The sequence below is a fragment of the Staphylococcus warneri genome (assembly GCF_900636385.1).
Classification (GTDB): domain Bacteria; phylum Bacillota; class Bacilli; order Staphylococcales; family Staphylococcaceae; genus Staphylococcus; species Staphylococcus warneri.
The window spans coordinates 123,552-149,089 of the sequence record NZ_LR134269.1; the positions used below are offsets into that span (position 1 = coordinate 123,552).

The 25,538-nt window shown below is 35.6% G+C and carries 16 protein-coding genes; 8 read left to right on the top strand and 8 right to left on the bottom strand.

The features are described 5' to 3' along the window. Nucleotides 1-56 precede the first annotated feature (56 nt). From gtfB to EL082_RS00610, 8 genes are all read right to left on the bottom strand, one after another. Nucleotides 57-1,397: an accessory Sec system glycosylation chaperone GtfB gene (gtfB, locus tag EL082_RS00575; protein WP_103286067.1), complete on the bottom strand. Its 1,341-nt coding sequence runs from the start codon at nt 1,395-1,397 to the stop codon at nt 57-59. After that, nucleotides 1,390-2,907: an accessory Sec system glycosyltransferase GtfA gene (gene gtfA, locus EL082_RS00580; RefSeq protein ID WP_103286068.1), complete on the bottom strand. Its 1,518-nt coding sequence runs from the start codon at nt 2,905-2,907 to the stop codon at nt 1,390-1,392. The genes gtfB and gtfA overlap by 8 nt, the downstream gene beginning before the upstream one ends. 14 nt (nt 2,908-2,921) lie before the next feature. Beyond that, the gene (gene secA2 / locus EL082_RS00585; protein ID WP_103286069.1) at nt 2,922-5,312 is read right to left on the bottom strand and encodes an accessory Sec system translocase SecA2; all 2,391 of its coding nucleotides are present in this window, start codon (nt 5,310-5,312) and stop codon (nt 2,922-2,924) included. Nucleotides 5,313-5,344: 32 nt separating this feature from the next. Next, nucleotides 5,345-5,965 carry an accessory Sec system protein Asp3 gene (gene asp3, locus EL082_RS00590; protein ID WP_103286070.1) on the bottom strand — a complete coding sequence of 207 codons (621 nt, stop codon included), beginning with the start codon at nt 5,963-5,965 and terminating at the stop codon, nt 5,345-5,347. Continuing rightward, nucleotides 5,955-7,535 carry an accessory Sec system protein Asp2 gene (asp2, locus tag EL082_RS00595; protein ID WP_103286071.1) on the bottom strand — a complete coding sequence of 527 codons (1,581 nt, stop codon included), beginning with the start codon at nt 7,533-7,535 and terminating at the stop codon, nt 5,955-5,957. The genes asp3 and asp2 overlap by 11 nt, the downstream gene beginning before the upstream one ends. Then, nucleotides 7,525-9,087, bottom strand: a complete 1,563-nt coding sequence (gene asp1, locus EL082_RS00600) for an accessory Sec system protein Asp1 (RefSeq protein WP_103286072.1) — start codon at nt 9,085-9,087, stop codon at nt 7,525-7,527. Before asp1 ends, asp2 begins: the two co-directional genes overlap by 11 nt. Nucleotides 9,088-9,097: 10 nt before the next feature. Then, nucleotides 9,098-10,309, bottom strand: coding sequence for an accessory Sec system protein translocase subunit SecY2 (gene secY2, locus EL082_RS00605; protein WP_103286073.1), 1,212 nt, complete (start codon nt 10,307-10,309; stop codon nt 9,098-9,100). A gap of 122 nt (nt 10,310-10,431) precedes the next feature. After that, on the bottom strand, nt 10,432-18,150 hold the full coding sequence (locus EL082_RS00610; protein WP_126474880.1) for a KxYKxGKxW signal peptide domain-containing protein: 7,719 nt from the start codon (nt 18,148-18,150) through the stop codon (nt 10,432-10,434). Nucleotides 18,151-18,752: 602 nt separating this feature from the next. Between EL082_RS00610 and EL082_RS00615 the strand changes: the two genes are divergently transcribed. The 8 genes from EL082_RS00615 (at nt 18,753) to EL082_RS00650 (ending at nt 25,527) form a co-directional block, all read left to right on the top strand. Next, nucleotides 18,753-19,442, top strand: coding sequence for a class I SAM-dependent methyltransferase (locus EL082_RS00615; RefSeq protein ID WP_103286131.1), 690 nt, complete (start codon nt 18,753-18,755; stop codon nt 19,440-19,442). Then, a complete protein-coding gene (locus EL082_RS00620) occupies nt 19,442-20,992 on the top strand; it encodes an ABC transporter substrate-binding protein (protein WP_103286132.1) in 1,551 nt (516 codons plus the stop codon). Before EL082_RS00615 ends, EL082_RS00620 begins: the two co-directional genes overlap by 1 nt. Before the next feature lies 1 nt (nt 20,993). After that, nucleotides 20,994-21,953 (top strand): ABC transporter permease, encoded by a 960-nt coding sequence (locus tag EL082_RS00625; RefSeq protein WP_103286133.1) that lies wholly within the window; start codon nt 20,994-20,996, stop codon nt 21,951-21,953. After that, nucleotides 21,946-22,716: an ABC transporter permease gene (locus EL082_RS00630; RefSeq protein WP_103286134.1), complete on the top strand. Its 771-nt coding sequence runs from the start codon at nt 21,946-21,948 to the stop codon at nt 22,714-22,716. Before EL082_RS00625 ends, EL082_RS00630 begins: the two co-directional genes overlap by 8 nt. Before the next feature lie 8 nt (nt 22,717-22,724). Beyond that, nucleotides 22,725-23,468, top strand: a complete 744-nt coding sequence (locus tag EL082_RS00635; protein ID WP_103286135.1) for an ATP-binding cassette domain-containing protein — start codon at nt 22,725-22,727, stop codon at nt 23,466-23,468. Continuing rightward, nucleotides 23,443-24,069: an ABC transporter ATP-binding protein gene (locus EL082_RS00640; RefSeq protein WP_103286136.1), complete on the top strand. Its 627-nt coding sequence runs from the start codon at nt 23,443-23,445 to the stop codon at nt 24,067-24,069. Before EL082_RS00635 ends, EL082_RS00640 begins: the two co-directional genes overlap by 26 nt. Before the next feature lie 125 nt (nt 24,070-24,194). Further along, complete coding sequence (locus EL082_RS00645; protein ID WP_047210537.1) at nt 24,195-24,617, top strand: MerR family transcriptional regulator; 423 nt, start codon at nt 24,195-24,197, stop codon at nt 24,615-24,617. Nucleotides 24,618-24,678: 61 nt separating this feature from the next. Then, on the top strand, nt 24,679-25,527 hold the full coding sequence (locus tag EL082_RS00650; protein ID WP_103286137.1) for an aldo/keto reductase: 849 nt from the start codon (nt 24,679-24,681) through the stop codon (nt 25,525-25,527). The last annotated feature ends 11 nt before the right edge of the window (nt 25,528-25,538 follow it).

Here is a 25,538-nt window from a genome sequence, read left to right on the forward strand (position 1 = left end):
AGAAAAAGCAATTTCTATTCGAAAGGGATAGAAATTGCTTTTTTTTATTTATATACTTATTCATACAGTGCTTGTTGCATTACACTCACGAATGTATCAGTTGTAAGTTGGTTAGCGTGTCTAGCTTGGTAAGTACGATGTAAGTCGAACTGTTGATGGTTAGTAGTGATATCGTGTAACACTTGGTTAAACTGGTTCAACTGTTCTAATGTAAATGTGTTTTCTGGTGCAGTAAATGGACGCTGATGTGCAACCTCATCCCACGCTAAGATAACGTGTTGATGATGAAATGCACGTGCTACTGCATTTTCAATTTCGTTGCCTTGATTAATGTCGAGGTAAATATCACAGCGTTGGTATAGTTCCGCAAATATATCTTTAGTTGCTGCTGGATATAAATGTACGTGTTGATGTTGATCGTTCGCCATGAGTTTGGACGACATTTCAGTTAATGCAGCGATATGGAATTGTATATTAGAGTGGGCCACTATAATATGTTCAAGCTGCGGTATTTCATCTGAGTTTGTCAGGATGAGTGCATGGTTTGAATATTGATTTGATTTATCAAAGTCATACAGATAACCGGCTTGATAAACATGCGATGCTTGATCAGAATTAAGTTGTGCCATCACAGTATGATATTCTCTGTAATCAGGTATCATCACAGAGAATTGACGTTGTAATGTACCATCTAATATTGACAACATATTTCCTGGGACATGACCGTTGCTACTTTCCTGCCAGAATAATAAGCCTTTACCTTCTGTATTCATATGATGTAAGACTAAGAACGGTGTTGATAAAGAATTAATAATGATCTCAGATAAATCCACTTGAATTTGTTGAAGATAGAAGGTTATAAACACCACTTTAGAAGGGAAGAAATAGGATTGTCCTTGCCAGTCTAATACATAATCCCCTGTGACATAGTTTTCATATATCACTTCTTTACCTTCTCGGGTTACATATTTCTTTAATATAGCTTTTCCAGCTAAATCATAAATCGTTTCAGCAAATTTAAAGCCATGTTTTGAATAATGATCTTCAGAACGTAAACGACCTTTATCGTCGAACCAACGCACATGACTAACTATGCGCGTTTTATAATGCGGGCGATAACGTATTTCGCCTTTAATATGTCCCATATCTTTAATTTGAGCTGATTGCCCATCGCCACTAATTTCCCAAAATGGTGGGACGTCAACAGCATTAAAGAATTTAGGTTGATCGTCATCATGTAATAGATTAGCCGCAAAGAATTGATAAGGGGACGTCACTTCATCTGGTAAGAAACCATCATCTTCAATACAAATGGTGAAGTTATGATAATCTGCTTGTTCAAGTGTTTGATGTAATAACTGAGTCGGTTGATTATAATATTCAAATAAATTAATCATAGAGCACCTCGTCGACTAAATTCTGCCATTTGTTAATCATTTCTGTTGTCTTAAATGGTGTAGCAATATCATATGAAACTTGCTGAGGAGATGTAGGGCCATTGTTAAAGTATTGAACTATTTTATCAGCCATGCGATCTGTAATCTCCTCGATAGATTCTTCCTTAGTCGGTTTATCTAATAAGTAACCGTTTTGACCATCTGAGATGAAAGTGGGATTCCCATAGTTCACATTGAAACCAATCATACCTAAGCCAGAACCTACTGCTTCCATAAGTGTTAAGCCAAAGCCTTCACTTTGTGATGCTGATACAAATAATTCATATTGTGTGTAAATTTCATCAAGATTGACGTGACCTCGTAAGTGAATGTAGTCTTCGGTATGATGCTCACTGATGATTTGTTGAATTTTATCTTTTTCTGGGCCGTGTCCATAGATATCAAATGATAGCTGTGGTACGGCTTGTTTGGCTTTAATGACTGCTAGTGCGATCCAATCTACGTGTTTCTCAGACGCTAAACGTGAAGCGGTTAGGATAGAACATGGTTGTCTTTCTACACTTGGCATTGTTAATTGGTCGAGACTACCCACAGGTATTGTTCTAATACGTGGTTGAAATTTTGTATATTGCGCAAATTGTTGTGACAGAATTTGATTTTGTAAATCGGTAGCCACAATATAGAAATCAATATATGGTGCATGATTAAACTGATATTCATAATAATTGTTCCATAAAATGTGCGTACCATCTGTGATATTGTCACTATAATGTTCTGCATGTACCACAACACCGACATGACTTTGGCCTTTATTTTGCAGAACTGCTTGGCCGATATCAGTGGCACGATCTAATATGACAATGTCGTTATGCGTTAAATGTAATTGTTGAATAAAGTAAGCAACAAAGGCTTCTTTACTATCCAAACGTGCATCGTTAAATACATAGGAATGCGCATCACCATCTATGATTTCTTGATAGGCGATAGAGCCATTTTCATTGTAGAACTGACGCATATACAATTTGGCATAGTTATCATAAGGTGCGTAATATTCAGAGAAGACACGAACGTAGCTATAGAAATCTTTTCGAATTAACATACCATTAACGACAAATTCAGCACGGTCAACATAGGGTTGGTCGGCATTTTTCATATAACAGGTTACAAATGTTTGAGGTTGATGGTCTAAATAGAGACGTTGTACCTTGCCTTGTTGATCGACTTCAGTCCGTGTCACTGTATTTCCGACATCAAGTTTAAGTTGATCAATGGTATATGTAGTTGGTGCTATTGGGATATCTGTAAAGTATTGATATAACCAAATGACTTCATTGTCTTGAAACCCCAAGTTAGCTGTTAAGGTTTGTATATTTTCTGACGCAATAAAATCTAAAAATATGAACTTTGCATCTTCTTTTAAATGTCGTAGCATTTGTGCGCGATAACTTTGTGCATATTCTACGCCGCTACTTGCCCAACCAATGCCAAAGTTGATGTTATAAATTGTCATAAATAGCCCTCCTTTTAAGGGAAATGAATGGTTAAATCACCATTTTGTTGTTCATCAATGATACTTAAACATAAGTTTCGAATCATACGATGTTTAATATCATGTTCCATATCATTAAATGAGTCTAATGCCACTTTATGGTATTCAAATATAGAATTCCGTTGACCTTTTTGACGCTGATTGACGTTCGCTTTGAGTTGTTGTAAATAGTCTACTTGCTCAATCCATGATGTGTCGATGGCTTTGAGTACTGCTTTTCTTAAAAATTGTTGGTATAACTCGTTGTCACTAATTTTCTGTTTATTAGTGGCCAGTTGGTCTTTAAATTGTGTTATTAAAAACTCAATATTTTCATCGTGATTTTGATGATTAAATTCAAAATTAGCATCCACAAAACTAAAGCTCAAGTTTTTATAGATATAACGAACAATATGATCTCTTGTCATACTACCGTCAGTCTTAAAGTCATGATTAAAGACATCACGAGCAATACTTTCAAAGTCTAAGTCATCTAAGTTTTCACTATTAAGTATACGGTTACGTTCACTATAGATTAATTGACGTTGTGTACTAATACTCTTCTCGAATTCATTTGCCGTTTCACGTGCTTTCATGCCTTCTTCTTCAGAAACACGTTGTGCCTTTTTAACAATACGTTTGATTTTATTATTAAAGGTAGGGCTATCAGATAGGTATGCTGTATCTTGTTTCATCAATGATGGATTGTCTTTTAACTTGGAATCGCTCCAACGTTGGACTAAGTAATCATCTAATGAAATAAAAATTTGAGACTGACCTGGGTCACCTTGACGACCGGCACGTCCTCTTAATTGTCTATCGATACGACTATTTTCCATGTGCTCGTTAATCAGTACTGTTAGACCACCGAGTTCGTGAACTTCTTTAGATAGTTTAATATCTGTACCTCTACCAGCCATACTTGTAGCTACAGTAACGGCATTCAATTGACCTGCCTCTGCAATCATTTGGGCTTCACGAGCGACATTTTGTGCAATCAGCAAATTGTTCGGGATATGTCTATTAAATAATTCACTTGAAAAGTATTCCGCTGCTTCAGCTGTACGTGTAATTAATAATACAGGACGATGCTTTTGATGATAGTCAATCACTGTATCTAAAATAGCGACATTTTTATCATCATCGTTCACAAATACTTTATCCGGTAAATCTCGTCTTATCACAGGATTAGATGTTGGAATTTGAATAACGATTTTTGAATAAAGGTCGAAAAATTCTTTCTCCGCAAGTTTACCTGTCGCCGTCATTCCAGAAAAGCGTTCAAATTGCATAAAGAGATTTTGGAAGGTAATGGTAGCCATGACACTCATATCATCTGAAATATCTAAATGCTCTTTAGCTTCTAAGGCTTGGTTAAGTCCGGCTTGCATTTTAGTGCCTGGTAACATACGTCCAGTGATACGGTCGATTAACATGATTTCGCCGTCCATAATAATGTAATCTAGATTAAGATCAAATAAATAAGTGGCACGTAATGCAAGATTAATATTCCTTACTAAATCAAAGTAGGGGGCATCATAGATATTAGACACATCAAAATATGTATTGGCCTTTTCGATACCTTGTTCAGTTAACCAAATTTCACGCTTTGTCTTTTTCATTTTGAAATCTTGATCTTCTTTAAGTGTTGCTACAAAGGCTTTTACAATTTCAAACAAATTAGATTGTACTCTTGGTGCACCAGAAATGACGAGTGGTGTTTGTGCTGCATCTAAGATAATAGAATCCACTTCATCAATGAGGGCATAGTGTAGTTCAGGTAAGAACTTGCTTTCTTTCGTATCGGCTAAGTTATCGATAAGATAGTCAAAACCTAAATTACCATTGGTTGTGTAAATAATATCGTGATGATATAACGTCTGCTTTTCTTGATTGGATATAGGTCCTTGAGGATTCTCTACAAATCCCAGTGATGTTGTAAGACCTAACCATTCATATAAAGGTTTCATTTCTTCATAGTCACGTTTCGCTAAATAATCATTTGTAGTGATTAAAAAGACAGACTTACCTGATAGCGCATTTAAGTATAAGGGTAATGTGGCAGTTAATGTTTTACCTTCACCTGTCTGCATCTCTGAAATATTTCCTTGATGCATCACTATTGCACCTAGTACCTGTACATCTTTGTGATACATACCTAATACACGACGTGACGCTTCTCGGACAACAGCATAGGCTTCAGGTAAAATATCATTCAACGTTGCGTTACCATCTTGCAGCTGCTGTTTGAAGTCTATGGTTTTGTCTTGTAATTGTTCATCTGAATATTGACGCATGTCTTCACTATAACGATTGATTTTATTTAATATTTTATAAAGTTTTTTTAACCTCATATGATTAATTGCGGTATTCACATTGAGATTCATAGTTATCCTCCTTTCTGATTGATTAATGGATTTTAATTATGATCACGTTTTGGACGTGTTGTTTTCATGATTTGATTGACTAAGTTAACATTCTCCTGTGGTGTACGTGGTCGACCGTCCTCTGATGAATGAGTCTCTGTTATATCATCAGAGCTCGTTAAAATGTCATTGGTTGATGATTCGATAGATTCGGCGATTTCTTTATCTTTATCCTTTACAAAATATCGTTCAGTTAAGGTGATTTTCTTAAATATAAGATGATGACATGCAGCGTTCATCAAGCAAATATCATAACTATAAGCCTCATTTGGATAAATAAAATAGCTATCAGTTTCTTTAATCATACAGTGGTCGAATGCTTTACCATTTTTTAAATAAAAGGTCACAATGACATAAACACTTTGTGCTGGCGTGGCAGTAATATCTAGATGAATATCATAACGATAACCTCTCTTTAACATAGGGAGTTCAGGCGGATGGCCATCTTTATCAAATGTAGTGGCTGGTTCCCATAAGTTAATTTGCAAGCCTGATGGCATGAGTTGATTTTCATAATATGTGTAGTCATCGTGAAATTGTATTGTTGCGCCATGTTTGTAAGTATGACGTGTCACTTTGCGCCATCTTACGTCTAATGTTTGATTACTTTGCATGATTGTCTCTCCCAAAATGATCTTTTAATAAAATATGATAAAAGTTCATAAACCAATTCACAACGGTTGATGTATCATCATTATGTCGACCTGGTACGGCTTTGTTCATCAGATGGACATGATGTCGACTTAATACTGGTAGCAAATCTTCGAATGCAGACTGATCGTAATCGTCATTTTTCATATAAGTAATAGCAATGGATGTATCGCTAATATGACTATTTGAAAAGACATTCCAGAATTTGTCGTCTAAGTCTTTAATATGCTTCAAATCGTTGTTAGTTTGTGATGACTCGGCCATTGTATGTTCGGGTGATAGGGCGATATCTAATGATGTTTCGAAATCATTAGGTCGTAATAATTTCATATTTTTAGCTATAGTACCGACATTGACTAAAGGTTTACCAACGTTAATGCCTTTAGGATTTAATTGGGCACCGTAGTATAAAGCACCAAATGATCCCATAGATAAACCTGATAGTATCAAGTCATCTTCTTTGAACCCGAGTTGTTTTAGTGTATCGGTAATGACCTGTTTAATACCATTTTCATACGTATCAGAACCTAAGTAAAATGCGCCACCTTGAATTCTTGGATCACTAATCAGTAAGAAAGGCGCACCTAATTGATTCATTAGAAAATAAGCTTCAAACCCTTCAGCTTCACGATAACCACTGAAGTAAACATTAAGTGGTGGTTTGAAATCTCCAGGATTAAAGTAATAAAAGAATTCTTCACGATTTTCATCTACAAAACGATGACTACCGAGTAATAAATGACCGAATTCAATATGTGACAAACGTTTATGTACGGCGCCGATATGAACGGTACCATTACCTTTAACACTGACTGATGTTGAAATGTATGTCGTATAGGGTCTGCGTTGTAAATAAAGTGGCTCGGCAAGTTCTTCCTCACTTAGAACAATCTTTTCAAGGACGCCTTCTTCTGGATTTAAAGATACTAATCGAAACGTATATTCTAAGGTGACATCACCTTCAGTTCGGAATTCCGGCCAAACTTCAATCACTTTATCTTTATCGTATACGAGGTTTTGCTGCCAATTGAGCACCGGAATCAATTCATCACCGAAATGACCTTTCAATTGAATTTCTCTATTACCATAATGAATCACTTCGATATGTGATGGCGATTGGATATGCGTTCGAGCTGGACTCACCTTATCTCCGTATTGCCCAGGAAATGAAATAGATATCAATTTATCATGAAGATCATCCGTCGTATCATAATGAATAGGACGAATGAGATACCTCTGTACTAAATCAAGTTCATCATAGCCACTTGGCCAATATTGTGCATCGACAAGTGTATTATATGGATGACTCACAATATGCAAGAGTTGTGTTAATGCATCTGTCAGGTTCGCTTGTATAAATACTAAATCAAACTGTCCAGATTCCTCGACAATCTCTTTAATACTATCGATATACCCACTATCAAATTCAAATAATTGTGTATCAAAATAGTCCCAAGCGACTTCTGGTTTATGCGTGAATAGATATTCTAAATCTGTTCCACCAATTTGTAATACTTTAAATTTACGTGGCATGGTTATCACCTTCTAAAAAGTGGTCAAGTTGTTCAATAATGTGACCTGAACTTAAATCTTCAATCATATTGGTATTAAATGTAAACGCACCATTCCAATGTTTCAAGGTACTTAAGAAATAATCTAACGCAGTCGTAATATCCGCATAACTATTAATTAAATAGCCATTTTCTAAATGAGTAACATAACTACTTTGATGCATATTTATTTGTGGAATTCTGACACTGATACTTGCGATTTGTAAGAATAAATCTGGCTCATCATTAAGGTCAATGACAATTCTTAGTCGGGATAATGCCTTTAATATGTCATATTCAAATGGCACCGATTGAATTTGTACTAATTCCTCAAAGTCTTCCGATGATTTTGCTTGGATTAATTCTGATTTGGCTAAATCTTCCTCATCTTCTTCGTTGAACGTTTCATTGACATTTTGTATTAATTGAGATAGCCATTGTTGTAATTGTGTAGCGCTATTTTTCGTTAAAATGACTAGGCGATACGATGGATGACGTTTAATATAAGTGATTAAATCATTGATGAATATTTGTAAATAATCATCATTAAGACCATCAATCCAAACACCTATGTAAGTTTCATCTAACTGGCTACTTAGATTTTCTAAGATTTGTGTATCGAATGGTGTAAATCTCAATATTTCAGGTTTAGTATCTAGTGTTTCAATGAGTTGATGTAAGATATGTTCATTTTCATGTGTATCAACAAGCCATTTGTTGCTATGCGCCATACTCTTAATCAATGGTTGGTCAATCGTACGATTACGTTTACTAAAAATGGAGTAATATACTTGCACGTCATTTCTAATCGTATTAAAAATGCCGTTATGAGCAATATGTGATGAAACAATCAGTTTATCATTCGCTTGCATATGTTGATTACAAAATGTGTTTAAACGTTCTCTAATTAAATCAACCATTGATGGATAGGTCTTGGAATGAAATTGGTGCGCATGATCTGCCATAACTTGAACAACATTGGTCTCTAGGTTTTCACGTAAAACAACATCACCCGAAGCGGTTAAATAATCTTGATATTGTTCGTGACCGAGTTCGTTGTAATAGCGGATAGCACTCAAATAACCACGTTCATCAAAGATATAACGACGCTGATGAATATCATGTTCAAAATCGGCCACTACAATTAAATAACCGTCTTGATTAAAATAAATTTTGGATACGTAATGTGCTTTCATAGCCTGTATTAAATAAGGTGAATAGAAAAATTCAGTGTTATCAGGCCACTCTAAGTCTTCAAATTGAAAGGATCTAGGTGGAATGTCTTCGAATCCCTGAATTTCGTCAAATAACGACCAAATATTCGCTTCATATAAGTCATACTTATGCAGAAATAAACGTAAGTTGGGATTAAAACTTAAATGAAGTAGTTTAAAATCTTCGTCATTTTTTTCATGCATCGACATGAGACTAATGGAATCATCAAACTCTATCATTGCGTTTTTTATATAAAATGGTTGATTCAAATTACGCCACCATTGATCATTGTTGTACCAAGCTGGAACGAAATATTTCATACCTTACTCCTTACCAATATTTGTTTAAAAATGATTTATATTTATCAAAGTATAAATATGTTCTAATTGTTTCTGTAATATTTATCGTAATGTAAATTAAAATAATAAACTGCGTAAAAATTGAAATTTGATCATAAATACCAGATATAAATATAGAACTAATAAACGGCAGACTAATGATAAAACCAATTATTAAGGCACCGATTGCACTAATTTTTTTAGCTCTACGGTCTAAATAATGTCTTGTATCATCACCAGGATAAATGCCGTCGAAATAATTTCCACTCTTTTGAAAGTCTTTAGCAATACGTTTCGTATTCAACATAACTCGGGATAAATAATAGTTTAAGATGATCAACATGATGATGAATATCAATACCCCAATCGGATTATCTAATTCTAAAAATGGTGGTCGATATTGAGCATCTCCAGTGATCCATCTTCCAACTAAATGTATTAAGACACCTAATAAGAAGAACAGTGAAAAGTTAAACATGATTGAAATACTACCAGCAGGGTTTAATTTCCAAGATACATAAGTGTCTTTTTTAGATGTACTGATATTCATAATATCTCTGTAAATCATGCGATATTCAATCATTTCTATGAATAATAAAAGAATCAACACGACTAATATCATAATTCCACCGATCATCATTGTTTGGGTATCCAACAATTGAAGATGCTTATTTTGAAACATAGATTTGATAATACTAACTAATACGATAGGCGTTGGACCTGCGATACCATAAACAGTATTTTGATCAGCTAACCACACGAGTAACATTGTGCCGGCTACTAAGATAAGTAACATTAAAGGGAAATTAGCGTGATGAATCATACCCTTATTAATGTACTCACTTAAGATAAAATAGCCTTGAATTAATGCTAATAAAATAGTGAAAAAACGTTCTTTGTAGCTACGTTCTAGACGTGTTTGTTTTTGACCTTTCTCCATATTTCGATAGGTCAGTAATGTCATAATAATCATCGTTGTAAGCCAAGGACTTAGACCCAATGAGAATAGGTTGAGTGTTGTAATATCTCCGCCGATATTTGAAATAGCTAAATCAAGAAATTGATTCGTATGTTGTGCTGATGATTTCATATCAGCAATTTTAATATTACTACCCAATATGTATATGAAAATGATCATTAGAGTGAAAAGAATACGTTTATATAAAATTTTATATTCGATATTTTTAATGTTTTTAATATTCATCAATTTCCCACACTAATCCTTTTCTTTAAATGATTATAAAGAGGCAAAAGCACCCATTATTTTTTGAGTAATCAATTGAGTACTTTAGAAATAACAATGCTTCTGCCTCTATTTTATTCTAATTAATTATTGTTATCTTCTTTGCGATCTTTTTTGTCTTTTCTAGATTTTCTAAATATAGCTAGACCGAAAATTAATGATAATAATCCTGATAGTAAACCTTTAGATTGATTGTCATCTTCACCAGTGTCAGGTAATGCTTCTGAATGAGGTTTGTTGTTGTCATGATGTTGTGCCTCAGAAGTTGGATGCATTGGTGAAACATTAGTTGATTCACTAGATGATGCACTCATGCTATGTGACATAGACTGAGATGTGCTGTCGCTTGTAGAAGCGCTTGTGCTCTGACTATGAGATATACTTTCACTTGGTTTTTCGGACGTAGACATTGATGCGCTATGACTGTTTGAATCACTGCTACTTGTTGAACCACTGCTACTTACTGATTGGCTGAATGAGTGACTATGACTTGGCGTATCCGATGTACTTACACTAGCGCTATCTGACATGCTATTACTATTTGAGTCACTGCTACTTGTTGAATCACTAATAGAAATACTATTTGTATGGCTATGTGATTGACTATCAGAAGTAGACATGCTTGCACTATCAGATGTCGACGTGCTCGTTGAGTCACTTGTAGAAATACTGCTACTTTCTGAAGTCGACGTACTAGTGCTAACAGAACCACTTAGTGAAGTACTGTCACTTAATGAAGACGAAGTGCTTGTACTTACAGAGTCACTTAGTGATGTACTACCGCTTGTAGATGAACTGTCAGAAAGTGAAGTACTAGTTGAGTTACTTGTTGAAGTACTACTACTTTCTGAAGTAGACGTGCTCGTTGAGTCACTTGTAGAAATACTACTGCTTTCTGAAGTAGAAGTACTAGTACTTACAGAGTCGCTTAATGACGTACTGCCACTCATAGATGAACTGTCAGAAAGTGATGTACTTGTTGAGTCGCTTGTTGAAGTACTGTCACTTAACGAAGTCGACGTACTAGTACTAACAGAACCACTTAGTGAAGTACTACCACTCATAGATGAGCTATCGGAAAGTGACGTACTAGTTGAGTTACTTGTCGAAGTGCTGTCGCTTAACGAAGTTGAAGCACTTGTACTTTGAGAATCACTCAATGAAGTACTACCACTTGTAGATGAACTGTCAGAAAGTGAAGTACTAGTTGAGTTACTTGTTGAAGTACTACCACTTGTCGATGTACTAGTGCTTTCGGAGCTAATCATTGATGTACTACCGCTCGTCGATGAACTATCAGAAAGTGAAGTACTAGTTGATCCACTAGTTGAATTACTGTCACTTAATGATGATGAAGTACTTGTGCTTTCAGAACTACTCATTGATGTACTACCGCTCGTCGATGAACTATCTGAAAGAGACGTACTCGTTGAGTCACTCGTCGAAGTACTATCACTTAACGAAGTGGATGTACTAGTGCTTTCGGAATCACTCAATGAAGTACTACCACTCGTTGATGAACTGTCAGAAAGTGAAGTACTAGTTGAATCACTTGTAGAAGTACTACTACTTTCTGAAGTAGACGTACTTGTACTTTCGGAGTCACTCAATGACGTACTACCACTTGTAGATGAACTATCAGAAAGCGACGTACTCGTTGAGTCACTCGTCGAAGTACTATCACTTAATGACGATGATGCACTTGTACTTTCAGAACCACTTAGTGAAGTACTGCCACTCATAGATGAACTATCAGAAAGCGACGTGCTAGTTGAGTCACTAGTAGAAGTACTGTCACTTAATGAAGTGGATGTACTTGTGCTTTCGGAATCACTCAATGAAGTACTACCACTCGTTGATGAACTGTCAGAAAGTGATGTGCTAGTTGAGTCACTCGTAGAAGTACTGTCGCTTAATGAAGTCGACGTACTAGTACTTTCAGAGTCACTCAATGATGTACTACCACTTGTAGATGAACTGTCAGAAAGTGAAGTACTCGTTGAGTCGCTTGTTGAAGTGCTGTCACTTAACGAAGTCGAAGTACTAGTACTTTGAGAATCGCTCAATGACGTACTACCACTTGTCGACGAACTATCGGAAAGTGATGCACTCGTTGAATCACTAGTAGAAGTACTGTCACTTAAAGAAGTAGACGTACTTGTACTTTCGGATCCACTTAGTGAAGTCGAAGTACTAGTGCTTTCAGAGTCACTCAATGAAGTACTACCACTAGTTGACGAACTGTCAGAAAGCGAAGTACTCGTTGAATCGCTCGTAGACGAGCTATCACTTAATGATGATGACGTGCTTGTACTTTCGGATCCACTTAGTGAAGTCGAAGTACTAGTGCTTTCAGAATCACTTAGTGACGTACTACCACTCGTAGATGAACTGTCAGAAAGCGACGTACTAGTTGAATCGCTAGTTGAAGTACTATCACTTAATGAAGTGGATGTACTTGTGCTTTCGGAATCACTCAATGACGTACTACCACTTGTCGATGAGCTATCGGAAAGTGAAGTACTCGTTGAATCACTCGTTGAAGTACTATTACTTAATGAAGTGGATGTACTTGTGCTTTCGGAACCACTTAATGAAGTACTACCACTGGTAGATGAGCTATCGGAAAGTGACGTACTAGTTGAATCACTTAGCGATGTACTTGTTGAAGTGCTATCACTTAATGAAGTAGAAGCGCTTGTACTTTCAGAGTCACTCAATGAAGTACTACCATTGGTAGATGAACTATCAGAAAGCGACGTACTAGTTGAGTCGCTAGTAGAAGTACTGTCACTTAGTGATGTAGACGTACTTGTGCTTTCAGAATCGCTCAATGACGTGCTACCACTCATAGATGAACTGTCAGAAAGTGACGTACTCGTTGAATCACTACTACTTTCTGAAGTAGACGTACTTGTGCTTTCAGAGTCACTCAATGAAGTACTACCACTAGTTGACGAACTGTCAGAAAGAGACGTACTCGTTGAATCGCTCGTTGAAGTACTGTCACTTAAAGAAGTTGACGTACTTGTACTTACAGAGTCACTTAGTGATGTACTTCCACTTGTCGATGAACTATCGGAAAGTGAAGTACTTGTTGAGTCACTCGTAGACGAGCTATCACTTAATGATGATGACGTGCTTGTACTTTCGGATCCACTTAGTGAAGTCGACGTACTAGTACTTTGAGAATCACTTAATGAAGTACTACCACTTGTCGATGAGCTATCAGAAAGTGAAGTGCTCGTTGAGTCGCTAGTTGAAGTACTGTCACTCAATGAAGTTGAAGTACTAGTACTTTGAGAATCGCTTAATGAAGTACTACCGCTCGTAGATGAACTGTCAGAAAGCGACGTACTCGTTGAACCGCTCGTTGAGTCACTCGTCGAAGTGCTATCACTTAAAGAAGTGGATGTACTAGTGCTTTCAGAATCACTCAATGACGTACTACCACTTGTCGATGAACTATCGGAAAGTGAAGTACTTGTTGAGTCACTCGTAGACGAGCTATCACTTAATGATGATGACGTACTTGTACTTTCGGATCCACTTAGTGAAGTCGACGTACTAGTACTTTGAGAATCACTTAATGAAGTACTACCACTTGTCGATGAGCTATCAGAAAGTGAAGTGCTCGTTGAGTCGCTAGTTGAAGTACTGTCACTCAATGAAGTTGAAGTACTAGTACTTTGAGAATCGCTTAATGAAGTACTACCGCTCGTAGATGAACTGTCAGAAAGCGACGTACTCGTTGAACCGCTCGTTGAGTCACTCGTCGAAGTGCTATCACTTAAAGAAGTGGATGTACTAGTGCTTTCAGAATCACTCAATGACGTACTACCACTTGTCGATGAACTATCGGAAAGTGAAGTACTTGTTGAGTCACTCGTAGACGAGCTATCACTTAATGATGATGACGTACTTGTACTTTCGGATCCACTTAGTGAAGTCGACGTACTAGTACTTTGAGAATTACTTAATGAAGTACTACCACTTGTCGATGAGCTATCAGAAAGTGAAGTGCTCGTTGAATCGCTCGTTGAAGTACTGTCACTTAAAGAAGTTGACGTACTTGTACTTACAGAGTCACTTAGTGATGTACTTCCACTTGTCGATGAACTATCGGAAAGTGAAGTACTTGTTGAGTCACTCGTAGACGAGCTATCACTTAATGATGATGACATGCTTGTACTTTCGGATCCACTTAGTGAAGTCGACGTACTAGTACTTTGAGAATCACTTAATGAAGTACTACCACTTGTCGATGAACTGTCAGAAAGCGACGTACTCGTTGAACCGCTCGTTGAGTCACTCGTCGAAGTGCTATCACTTAAAGAAGTGGATGTACTAGTGCTTTCAGAATCACTCAATGACGTACTACCACTAGTAGATGAGCTATCAGAAAGTGAAGTACTTGTTGAGTCACTAGTAGAAGTACTGTCACTTAATGAAGTCGACGTACTTGTACTTTGAGAGTCACTCAATGATGTGCTACCGCTTGTTGATGAACTGTTAGAAAGCGACGTACTCGTTGAGTCGCTTGTTGAAGTACTATCACTTAAAGAAGTGGATGTACTTGTACTTTCGGATCCGCTCAGTGATGTAGACGTGCTTGTACTTTCAGAGTCACTCAATGATGTGCTACCGCTCGTAGACGAGCTATCACTTAACGAAGTTGAAGCACTTTTACTTTGAGAGTCGCTTAAAGACGTACTGTCGCTTGTCGACGTACTATCACTTAACGAAGTCGACGTGCTTGCGCTTTGAGAACCACTTAATGACGCACTTGTACTGCGAGAAGTCGATGCACTATCACTTGCAGATGTACTAGAAGAAGTAGAATCACTGGCACTTGTTGAAGCACTTGCGCTATCACTTAATTTACTACTAGTACTTGTAGATGTGCTTGCGCTTTGAGAACCACTTAATGACGCACTTGTACTGCTAGAAGTGGATGCACTATCACTCGCAGACGTACTAGAAGAAGTAGAATCACTGGCACTTGTTGAAGCACTTGCGCTATCACTTAATTTACTACTAGTACTTGCAGATGTGCTTGCACTTTGAGAACCACTTAATGACGCACTTGTACTATTAGAAGTCGAAGCGCTCGTCGAAGTCGATGCACTTAAACTGTTGCTTTTCGAATCGCTCAATGACGTACTTGTACTGTTCGAAGCCGAAATACTATTACTATTTGATGTACTATTAGAGGTACTTGTACTAGTTATAGTAGACGTGCTTTGAGAGTTGGAAAGTGAATCACTAGCTGCATTACGTTCTATATTCCATGTAAATGTTTTAGTTGTTGTATTGTTACTTGCATCTTTTGAAGTAACTGTCACAGTATAACTACCTAATTGTGATGGTGTACCGCTTACTGTTTTAGTAGATGGATCATATGTTAATCCTGGTGGTAACCCAGTTACTGTGTCAGTCGTTGAACCACTATTATCACTTGTATTGATAGTGACATTGTTAATAGGTGTGAACACTTGATTAGACTGATTACCGATATCAATCACAGGATTAGTAGTATCTACGACATTAATAGTGAAAGTAGATGATGATGAATTACCTGCTTGGTCTACTGAAGTAACCGTCACCGTATTATTGCCTAATTGAGTTGGTGTACCTGTGATTGTATTTGATGTTGAATCATAAGATAATCCAGCAGGTAATCCCGTGACAGTATTAGTAACTGTTCCGGTACCATTATCTGTACTATTCACTGTGATTGGTGAAATAGGACTATTAATTTCTTTAGTTTGGTTCGTCATATTAATTGTTGGCGCTTTAACATCTTTATAGAAGATGGTGATAGCTTGACCAGCATTAGTTAACTTAACAGTTTTATTTGTAGCATTGTATGTCGGTGCATATGTACTATCTACATTGACTAACTGATAGCCTTTAGGTGTGATTGTACTTTGTTGATCGTCAATGTTAACTGTATTATCAACATCTCCAGCCAATGTTTTAGGTGGAACGATTTCTTTCCCAGTATCAGCGTCAACATAGTGCACTTGTGCTGTAGCAGTTTCTGTATAGGTGAATTGATCAATTTGAACTTGTTGTAAATTTCGTGCGCTACCTGTTGAAGCAGTCATAGATAGTGAAAAGTTTGTGTTCTTACTTGCTTTAATCCAGTCTGAAATATTTCTTGTCCATGTTTGTCCAGCATAAGTGACTGTCATTACTTTTGTATCACCATTATAATCAATGACAAAATCTTGGAAGGTACCATTAGGTTGTGTGGTTAATTTCGCTGCATTGGCTGTTTTTGTGTTATCCGTATATGTTGATGCGACACCGCTTGAGTTTGTAGTTACAAATGCACCAAATGCGCCACCACCTGATACGTTCGCAGGGTCTTTATTGGCACTGGCTGATGCGTTCGGTTGAGATGTATTATGATAACTATCTAGTTTAAATCCGAATGCATTATTTAAGCCACCGATACCTAAAGCAGCACCTTCTTTACCGATTTGTCCTACAGAACCAGGTGAAAAGGCAAATCCAATACCATCTCCACCGGTAACCCCATCAGGACTAAAACCTTCATAACGCGTTCCTAAGTTAACTTTACCAGTGAAATGGAAACTCTTATTTGAGTCAATTTTAGTACCTAGTGAAATGGCACCTTTTTGACTACCTACATCAGGTGTTAATGTAGCGATACCAGTGTTTTTATCAAAAGTTGCAGAACCTACTGTTGTGAAATGATCAGTAAAGTTGTTTTTATCAACAACAACTTGTGATGTTGTTGGTGCAATAGGTGTAGGTGATGTTGCTGCTAAACGATTGACTGCTAATCGACTAAACGCACGTACTTTAGTTGTATTAGCTGGTTTAGTAGACTCACTTGCAACAGGTGTTGTGACTACACTTTCAGAAGCAGTATGTGTCATTCTTTCATTCACATAGGATGTTTGATTTGTAATCGATTCACTTTTAACAATGTTATTTTGATTAGATGATGATTCACTAGTTGTAGCATTGTTTGGTGTTTGACTATCTTTACTTTGTGTTGATGATTGAGACTGACCTTCATTAGTATCTACTTTAGATTTACTAGACGTACTTTGTTGTTGGTCTTGTGAGTTAGATGTAGATTTCTGTGATGATTGTGCATCAGTTGATTTGTCGTTAGTAGAAGATGTTGTACTTTTAGCATCTTTACTATCACTTTCACTAGATGTCGTACTATTATGTTCTGATTGATCTTGCTTGGATGATTGTTCTGAGTGGCTGTCGTTATGTGATTGATCGGATTCACTTTGTTGTTCAGTTTGATCTTTCACACTCTCACTTGATTGTGTGTTTGATTGATCACTTTGACTATCTGTAGATTGAGTACTATCAGCATTGTCATTTTTTTCTGAACTTTGTGTTTTTTCTGAGGAAACCGATTCGCTATTTGAAGGATTTTCGTTGGTGCTTGCATGTTTAAGTTCTGTTGAATTTTGATTTGCAACAGCTTCACTTTGCGTGGAAAGTTCTGAAGTTATAGGCAATTCAGAAGCCGCCATAGCTTGATGATTATGTAACATGTTCACTGTAAAAGCACCACCAGCTATGGTTGTAGCTTTTATAGCATTTCTTTTTACGAAATTACCTTTGTCTTGTGTTTCATCAGGACCTTCACTTGTGTGATTAGAAAAGATAGGTAATCCCATGATTTGCATGAGTTTAATTTCTTTGATACCTGATTTAATCCAGTGTTTGCCTGATTTATATAATTTAACCCGTGATTTTTCTTCTTCTAAACTGTGTTTTAAATTTCTTTGTCTTTTTGACATTGAACCATACTCCTTTTAAATGTTGCTTTGTAAGAATGGGTTAGTCTCAATGTAATAATACACTAATATATAACTTCAATATTACAATACAAATATACCACATATAAAGAATAATAAATAATAATATTATTTGGAAAATGAATTTGTTACTTTTTAGTAACGAATAGAGGAAAATGAATTTGTTACTTTTTAGTAACGAATAGAGCTAAATTAATTAATATTGTGTTTGCAATATTTTTGTCGACAATTATAGTTAGAAAGCAATTAAAATTAAGTTAAATGTTTTTGAGAAATCTTATTTTTATAACTTTGCAAGTAAATAGGGTGAAGACGACTTCAATATAAAAAGAGATAATGAAAGATATTTGATAAGGGTACACTTCGGTTTGTCTGAGGTCAAACTAACATCCGTCTTAATAGTAGTAGGTTAAAGATAAATGAGCTTAATAAGTCTTCAAAGTCTAATTGATATGCTGTCATGCTATCACTTAGGCTTTTTTAATTAATTTAATTGTGGCTATAAATTTATATTGTATTATTTACTTTTTTATAGTAATCTTTAAAACGAAATAATTACGATTTGAAAAGTTAAGGATAATAATATGGGAAATACATACGATGTTTGGTGGAAAAAGGGAGAAGAAACGGATGATGATATGGCAAGGGACCATCAAGAATCTTGGCAAAGAATCATTCAGATGCTTGATCCAGTCCATATTAAGGGACAAACAATTTTAGACTTTGGTTGTAATCAGGGTGGTTTTTTACGACAACTGTATCAGACACATGAATTTGATAAAGGTGTGGGCATCGATTTAGCATACAACTCATTAGAAAAGGCGAACACATTAAAAGAACAACTTCCCCTCGAATACTATTTAACGGATAAGCCTCAAACAACAGGATATAAGTTTGATACAGCTATAAGTACGTCAGTGTTATATCTCATTGAAGATGTGCCTCAACATGCAAGAGATTTAAAAGCAGTTTTAAAAGAAAAGGGTGTTTATTACGCCACATTTGCAGATCATACGAATAATCCAAGTAGATATTTTATGAAAGAAACTATCGATAAATATGGTGCGACGCCATCTCAAGATCATTCATTAAAACATATCGTTGATAGCTTTGTCGCAGAAGGTTTTGAAGTAGCAGTGATAAAAGAAAGCGTACCTGACGTTATCAATCTTACAAACTATAGTGATTTTTATTTATCTCCGAATGACTACTTACGTACATTATTTGAAGAATCATTCTTAATTAAAGCTACATTGAAAGAAGGAACAAAATAGTGAAAAAGCGAATATTATTATCAGTTGCAACAACAACGTTACTATTAGCGGGTTGTTCAAGTCATACTAAAGAGGATCACAATATTAATGTGTCATTACCAACAGAAGCGAAAGCAGATAAATTAGATGCACAAGGTTATGATGCTGCGATGCCGGTTTATAGCGCAGTATATGATTCACTTGTTCAGTACGATAAGAAGAAAGGCATCAAAGCGGGTCTAGCAGATCGTTGGAAAGTTGATAACTCAGGAAAAGAATATGAATTTCATTTGAAAGATAATGTGAAATTCTCTGATGGGTCTAAACTAGATGCGAAAGCAGTTAAATTTTCAATTGAACGTGCTAAAAAGATGAATAAAGAAACGACTGTTGAAACATTAAAGCAATTAGATCAAGTGGTAGTAAAAGATTCACATACAGTACAGATTATATTGAAACAACCGTCTAATCAGGTGTTGAATGAACTAACACAAGTGAGACCTCTTCGTATTATGAGTCCACATGCAGTTGAAGGTGGCAAGGTCGATGGCAAGTTTAAGAAGGCAATTGGTACGGGTGCATTCGTTGTAGACAAAGCAGGAAAGGAAAAAACTACAATGAAACCGAATAAGTATTACAATCACGAGCATCCAGTTAAATACGACTTATCTTTCCAAACGATAGAAGATGGTGATTCTAGAGATTCAGCTATACAGAGTGGTTCTGTAGATATTTCTGGTGGTTCGTTAGGAATGTTATCAGACCAACAATTAAAACAAGATAAGAAAAATAAAGACTTAACAATAGAAGACCGACCAAGTACAGTCAGTCATTTAATGGCTTTTAATCCAGATCATAAGACATTAAAAGATGACAAAATAAGAGAAGCAATAAGTAAAGCCATCAATACAAATCAATTATCAGATCAACATATGCGCGGCATTTTCCAAAATGATGTTCAATTTGTAAATGATAAGAACCAACAACAGCATGACTATAATATTAAAGATACTGAAAAAATTCTTAAAGAGGAAGGCTATCAGAAAAATCATAATGGCATTTATGAAAAGGATGGTAAACCATTATCATTCAATCTTGTCATTCAAACTGCAGAATTTCCAAATTGGAAAGATAAAGCAGAACAAGTTCAAGATCAATTGAAAAAAGCAGGTATCGAATTAAAGATTAAAACATTAGATTCTCAATCGTATTATGATACATTATGGACAAAAAAAGACTTTGATCTCATTTTCTATAGAACATACTCAGATGCCTTAATGCCTTATAACTTTATGAATTCAGTATTTAAAAATATTGATGGTAAATCAGGGGTGCTTGCAAACGATAAAGTGTTATCAGAGAAATTAGATGCATATCCTAAAAAGATTAACCGTGATGAGCAACAACAGGCAATGGATGATATCTTTAAACATTTTAATCGTAGTTATTATGGTGTGCCAATTGCTTATCCAAATGAAACGTTTGTGACGAGTCATAAAATTGAATCATTTAAATTCTCAGGTCTAACTGATGCGCCTATCGACTATAAACATTTGAAAGTTAAGCAATAAAATGTTTAAACGTACGTTGAAATTATTGCTGTACTTATTTATGAGTTCATTCATTATATTTCTGTTAGTGGAAAAGACATCAGGAAATCCAGCCATCTTGTATTTACAGAGGCATGGGTACACACATATTTCCCAGGAAAATATAGAAGCAGTACAACATCAACTAGGTCTAGGTCATCATGTGATATTAAGGTATCTAGACTGGGTTTCGCATGCTTTTACAGGCGATCTCGGTTATAGCTTTAGTACTCGTGAGCCAGTGACTTCTATGATTATTCAATCATTAACGCCTACATTGACATTAATGGTAGTTGCAACGGCTATTTTATTACCGTTAGGATTCGCTATTGGTTATGTGGTTGGCGTCAATCCAGGTCATAAATGGGGGGTAATGCTTAGAAGTATCGCTCAAATCTTAACCTCAATGCCGGAATATTGGTTGGCGATATTATTCGTGTATTACTTTGGCATTCGTTTGCAATGGTTACCCTTTGTAGGAAGCAGTACGTGGTTACACTTTGTGCTACCTGTTACAGTTCTAGTCATAGTAGAAGGTTGTCATATTATTCTAATGACAGCACATTTAATAGAAGGAACGCTTAAAAGTGATGCTTACCAATTAACCTTATTACGTGGTTTTAAACTAAAACATCGAATCTATGTGCAGATTAAAGATATTATCGCACCATTAATAACGATCATGATTAATAGTATGATTCATTTGTTTGGTAAGGTTGTTATCTTAGAAGTGATTTTTAGTATGTCAGGTATAGGCAAATTATTGATTACTGCAATCAATCAACGTGATTATCCAGTAATTCAAGGCATTATCATGATAGTGATTGTCGCAATTATGGTCACGAATTACTTGGGAGATATACTAATGATCAAGAATGAACCTCGAATTCAGCACAAGCAGTTAACTCAACCTAATTTAGAAAGGATGGGTAATCATGAATAAGCATAAATCTGTACATATAATAGTAGGTTTTATATTCATGATGATTGCAACTATAGTTGTTAGTTTGATCCCACAACAGTTGAATGAGGCATTAGGATTACGTCCACCTAATTTCAATCACTTATTAGGAACAGATCAGTTAGGTAGAGATTTTCTATTGCGTCTTATTCAGGGAAGTATCGTGACGATTGGATTAACGATGACAGTAATCGTGTTAAGTATCGGTATCGGTTTAATACTGGGATTAATTGCAGGTATAGAGGGACGTTGGTTTGATAAAAGTTGTATGTTTTTAGCGGATTTATTATTAGCTATCCCATCGTTTATTATTGCTTTAGTTGTTTTAAGTTTAGTGAGTGATTCAATGCTAGGATTACTATTTGCACTCACAATAGGATGGTTAGGACGCTATTTACGTTACTTTAGAAATTTAACTAGAGATTTACAAAAACAACCTTTTATTACTTACGCAGTATTAAGTGGTAATTCTAAGATGAAAACAACATTGGTGCATACTATTCCTCATCTAATGAGTAATATACTAGCCCTAATTACTGCAGATATAGGTAAAATTATGTTAAGCATTTCAGGGTTAGCCTTTTTAGGACTAGGGATTAAGCCACCCACACCTGAATTAGGGACAATATTATTTGATGGTAAGAGTTACTTTAGTGCGGCGCCGTGGTTATTCTTCTTTCCGGGACTACTATTAGGAGGTTATGCTTTATTATTTCAAATGATCAACAACAAAATAATGAAATAACAACCTTTGTGAGTGTCGATCGGTTAAGTGTTTTTAACAATGCGCGCACATTATTAAATTCAATTTCTGTAGATATTCAAAAGGGTGCGTTTCATTGTGTTATAGGTGAAAGTGGTAGTGGGAAGTCTTTGTTAATTCGTACAATATTAAATATGACTTCTTCAGAATTATCGTATCAAGGGCAAATTGATATCAATTTGGCCAATGTTGATGCAGTGTTTCAAGATACAACGAGTAACATGTTTCAAAATATTACACTTGATAAACACTTTGATATGTTATATCAAGCACAATCATCGAAGTTGACCAAGCCAGAGCGACGTGTGCAGTTGATTGAAATGATGACAGCCTTTGGTTTAGAAGAGCCGCAACGTTTATTAAAATCTTATCCCTTCGAATTGAGTGGTGGTATGGCTCAAAGAGTTGCGCTAATGATGGCATTGATTAGCAAGCCTCAATGTTTAGTTTTAGACGAACCTACAAGTGCACTTGATCAGAAAAATAGTCAAAAGGTAATGCGTTATCTTTCTAAGTTAATGAAGGAAAAGCAGATGACGATGATATTTATTACACATGATCTTAATTTAGTAGAAGATGATGCGACACATATTAGTATTATGAAAGAAGGTCATCTCATAGAAAATGGTACTGCTAAGGAGATACTTCAACATCCCAAAGATGATTATACGAAGAAATTAATCGACATTGCGCATAGGAGAAAGCAATATGCTTACAATCAAACAACTGTCTAAAAGTATTCAACATCAACCAATTTTAAAAGATATAACATTAGATTTAACAGAAGGTCATTTAATGATATGTGGAAAAAGTGGTAGCGGGAAGTCTACTTTAGCGAAAATAATAGCTGGATTAGATTTAGATTATACTGGCCAAATCAAGTACAATGGCATTTCAAGAAAAGACACTCAAATGAAAAGATGGATGAAACAGATTCAATATGTACCACAATATCAAAGCAATACATTAGATTATCGAAAAAGAGTACGTGATATCTTATTAGCCCCGTTAAAAAATTATCATTTTGATCCTTCAACTTATCAAGAGAGAATCGCGGCAGTGCTTAAACAATGTCTTCTACCTCAGTCGATTTTAGATCAACGTGTAAGTACATTGAGTGGTGGCCAATTTCAGCGACTTTGGATTGCTAAAGCACTTATTATAGAGCCGCAAATATTAATACTTGATGAAGCAACTACGAATTTAGACATTATTAATGAAGAAACGATTCTCAACATGCTAAAGGAATTAACACAAATTCAAATGATTATCATCTCACACGATCCTTACGTGATAGATTATTTTAAGGGTCAGAGACTCGACTTGGATTTATAAAATTGATTGAGTCATATTGTAGTGATCACGATTCACTATGATATGGCTTTTTGTATGAAAAAAGGTTTGCCCTTGAGCACGCTCCATGGTTTACAATGTTTGTAACAGGAGTGGAGGTCGTAGTCATGAATACAAAAGAAGTTGTCGAATTGATGGATATTTCTCAAGATACTTTAAGATACTATGAAAAGGTAGGCGTAATTCCACCAGTTGAACGTGATAAAAATGGATATCGCATCTATCAAATGAAAGATTTAAATTGGATATACTTAGTTAAGCATTTAAGACAAGCTGGTGTAACGATTGAATTGCTCGTTGAATTTTGCAGATTAGGTCAATTACCTAAAGATGAGGCGGTTCAAAACCAACAGAAAGAAGTACTCAACAAACAACTTGAAGAATTAGATGAACATTTGAAGACCATTCATAATGCAAGAGAATTATTAAAATATAAAATTGAAACATATGATGACCATATTGCTAAAATCAATGATGAAGCGGCTCAAGAATATAATTTGAAAAAGATTTGGGAAAATAAAAGACAATAAATTTGCTATAGAGTGAACTCTATAGTGTAAGGTGTAGTTATAAATAGTAGGAGGTTTTCATATGAAAACAATAAAACTAAACGAAACAATTGAAATACCAGCATTAGGATTTGGTGTGTTTCAAATTCCACAAGAACAAACAAAAGACGCCGTAGTTAATGCGATTCAAGCAGGCTACCGCCATATAGATACAGCACAAAGTTATATGAATGAAACAGAAGTAGGCGAAGGTATTAAAGCATCTGGTATTGATAGAAGCGAATTATTTATTACTACAAAAGTATGGATTGAAAATGTTAACTATGAAGATACATTAAAATCAATCGAACGTTCTCTAGAAAGATTGCAATTAGATTATATTGATTTAGTATTAATTCACCAACCATATAATGATGTTTACGGATCTTGGAAAGCATTAGAAGAGCTACAAGAAAATGGAAAAATCAAAGCGATTGGGGTATCTAATTTTGGTGTTGATCGCGTTGTTGATCTAGGTATTCATAACAAAGTGCAACCTCAAGTAAACCAAATTGAAATTAATCCGTTCCATCAACAAGAAAATGAAGTACAATCACTGCAAAAAGAAGGTGTACTTGTTGAAGCTTGGGCACCATTTGCTGAAGGGAAAAATAATTTATTTAGTAACGAAACGTTACAAAATATTGGTGACAAATACGGTAAATCAATCGCACAAGTTGTACTACGTTGGTTAGTAGAAAGAGACATTGTTGTCTTAGCAAAATCAGTTAATCCAGAAAGAATGAAACAAAACTTAGATATTTTTGATTTTGAACTAACAGATGAAGATAAAGCACAAATCGCAACATTAGATAGTAACGATAGTCAATTCTTCTCACATGCCGATCCAGAAATGATCAAAGCATTAACAAGTAGAAGACTCGACGTATAATATATATAAAA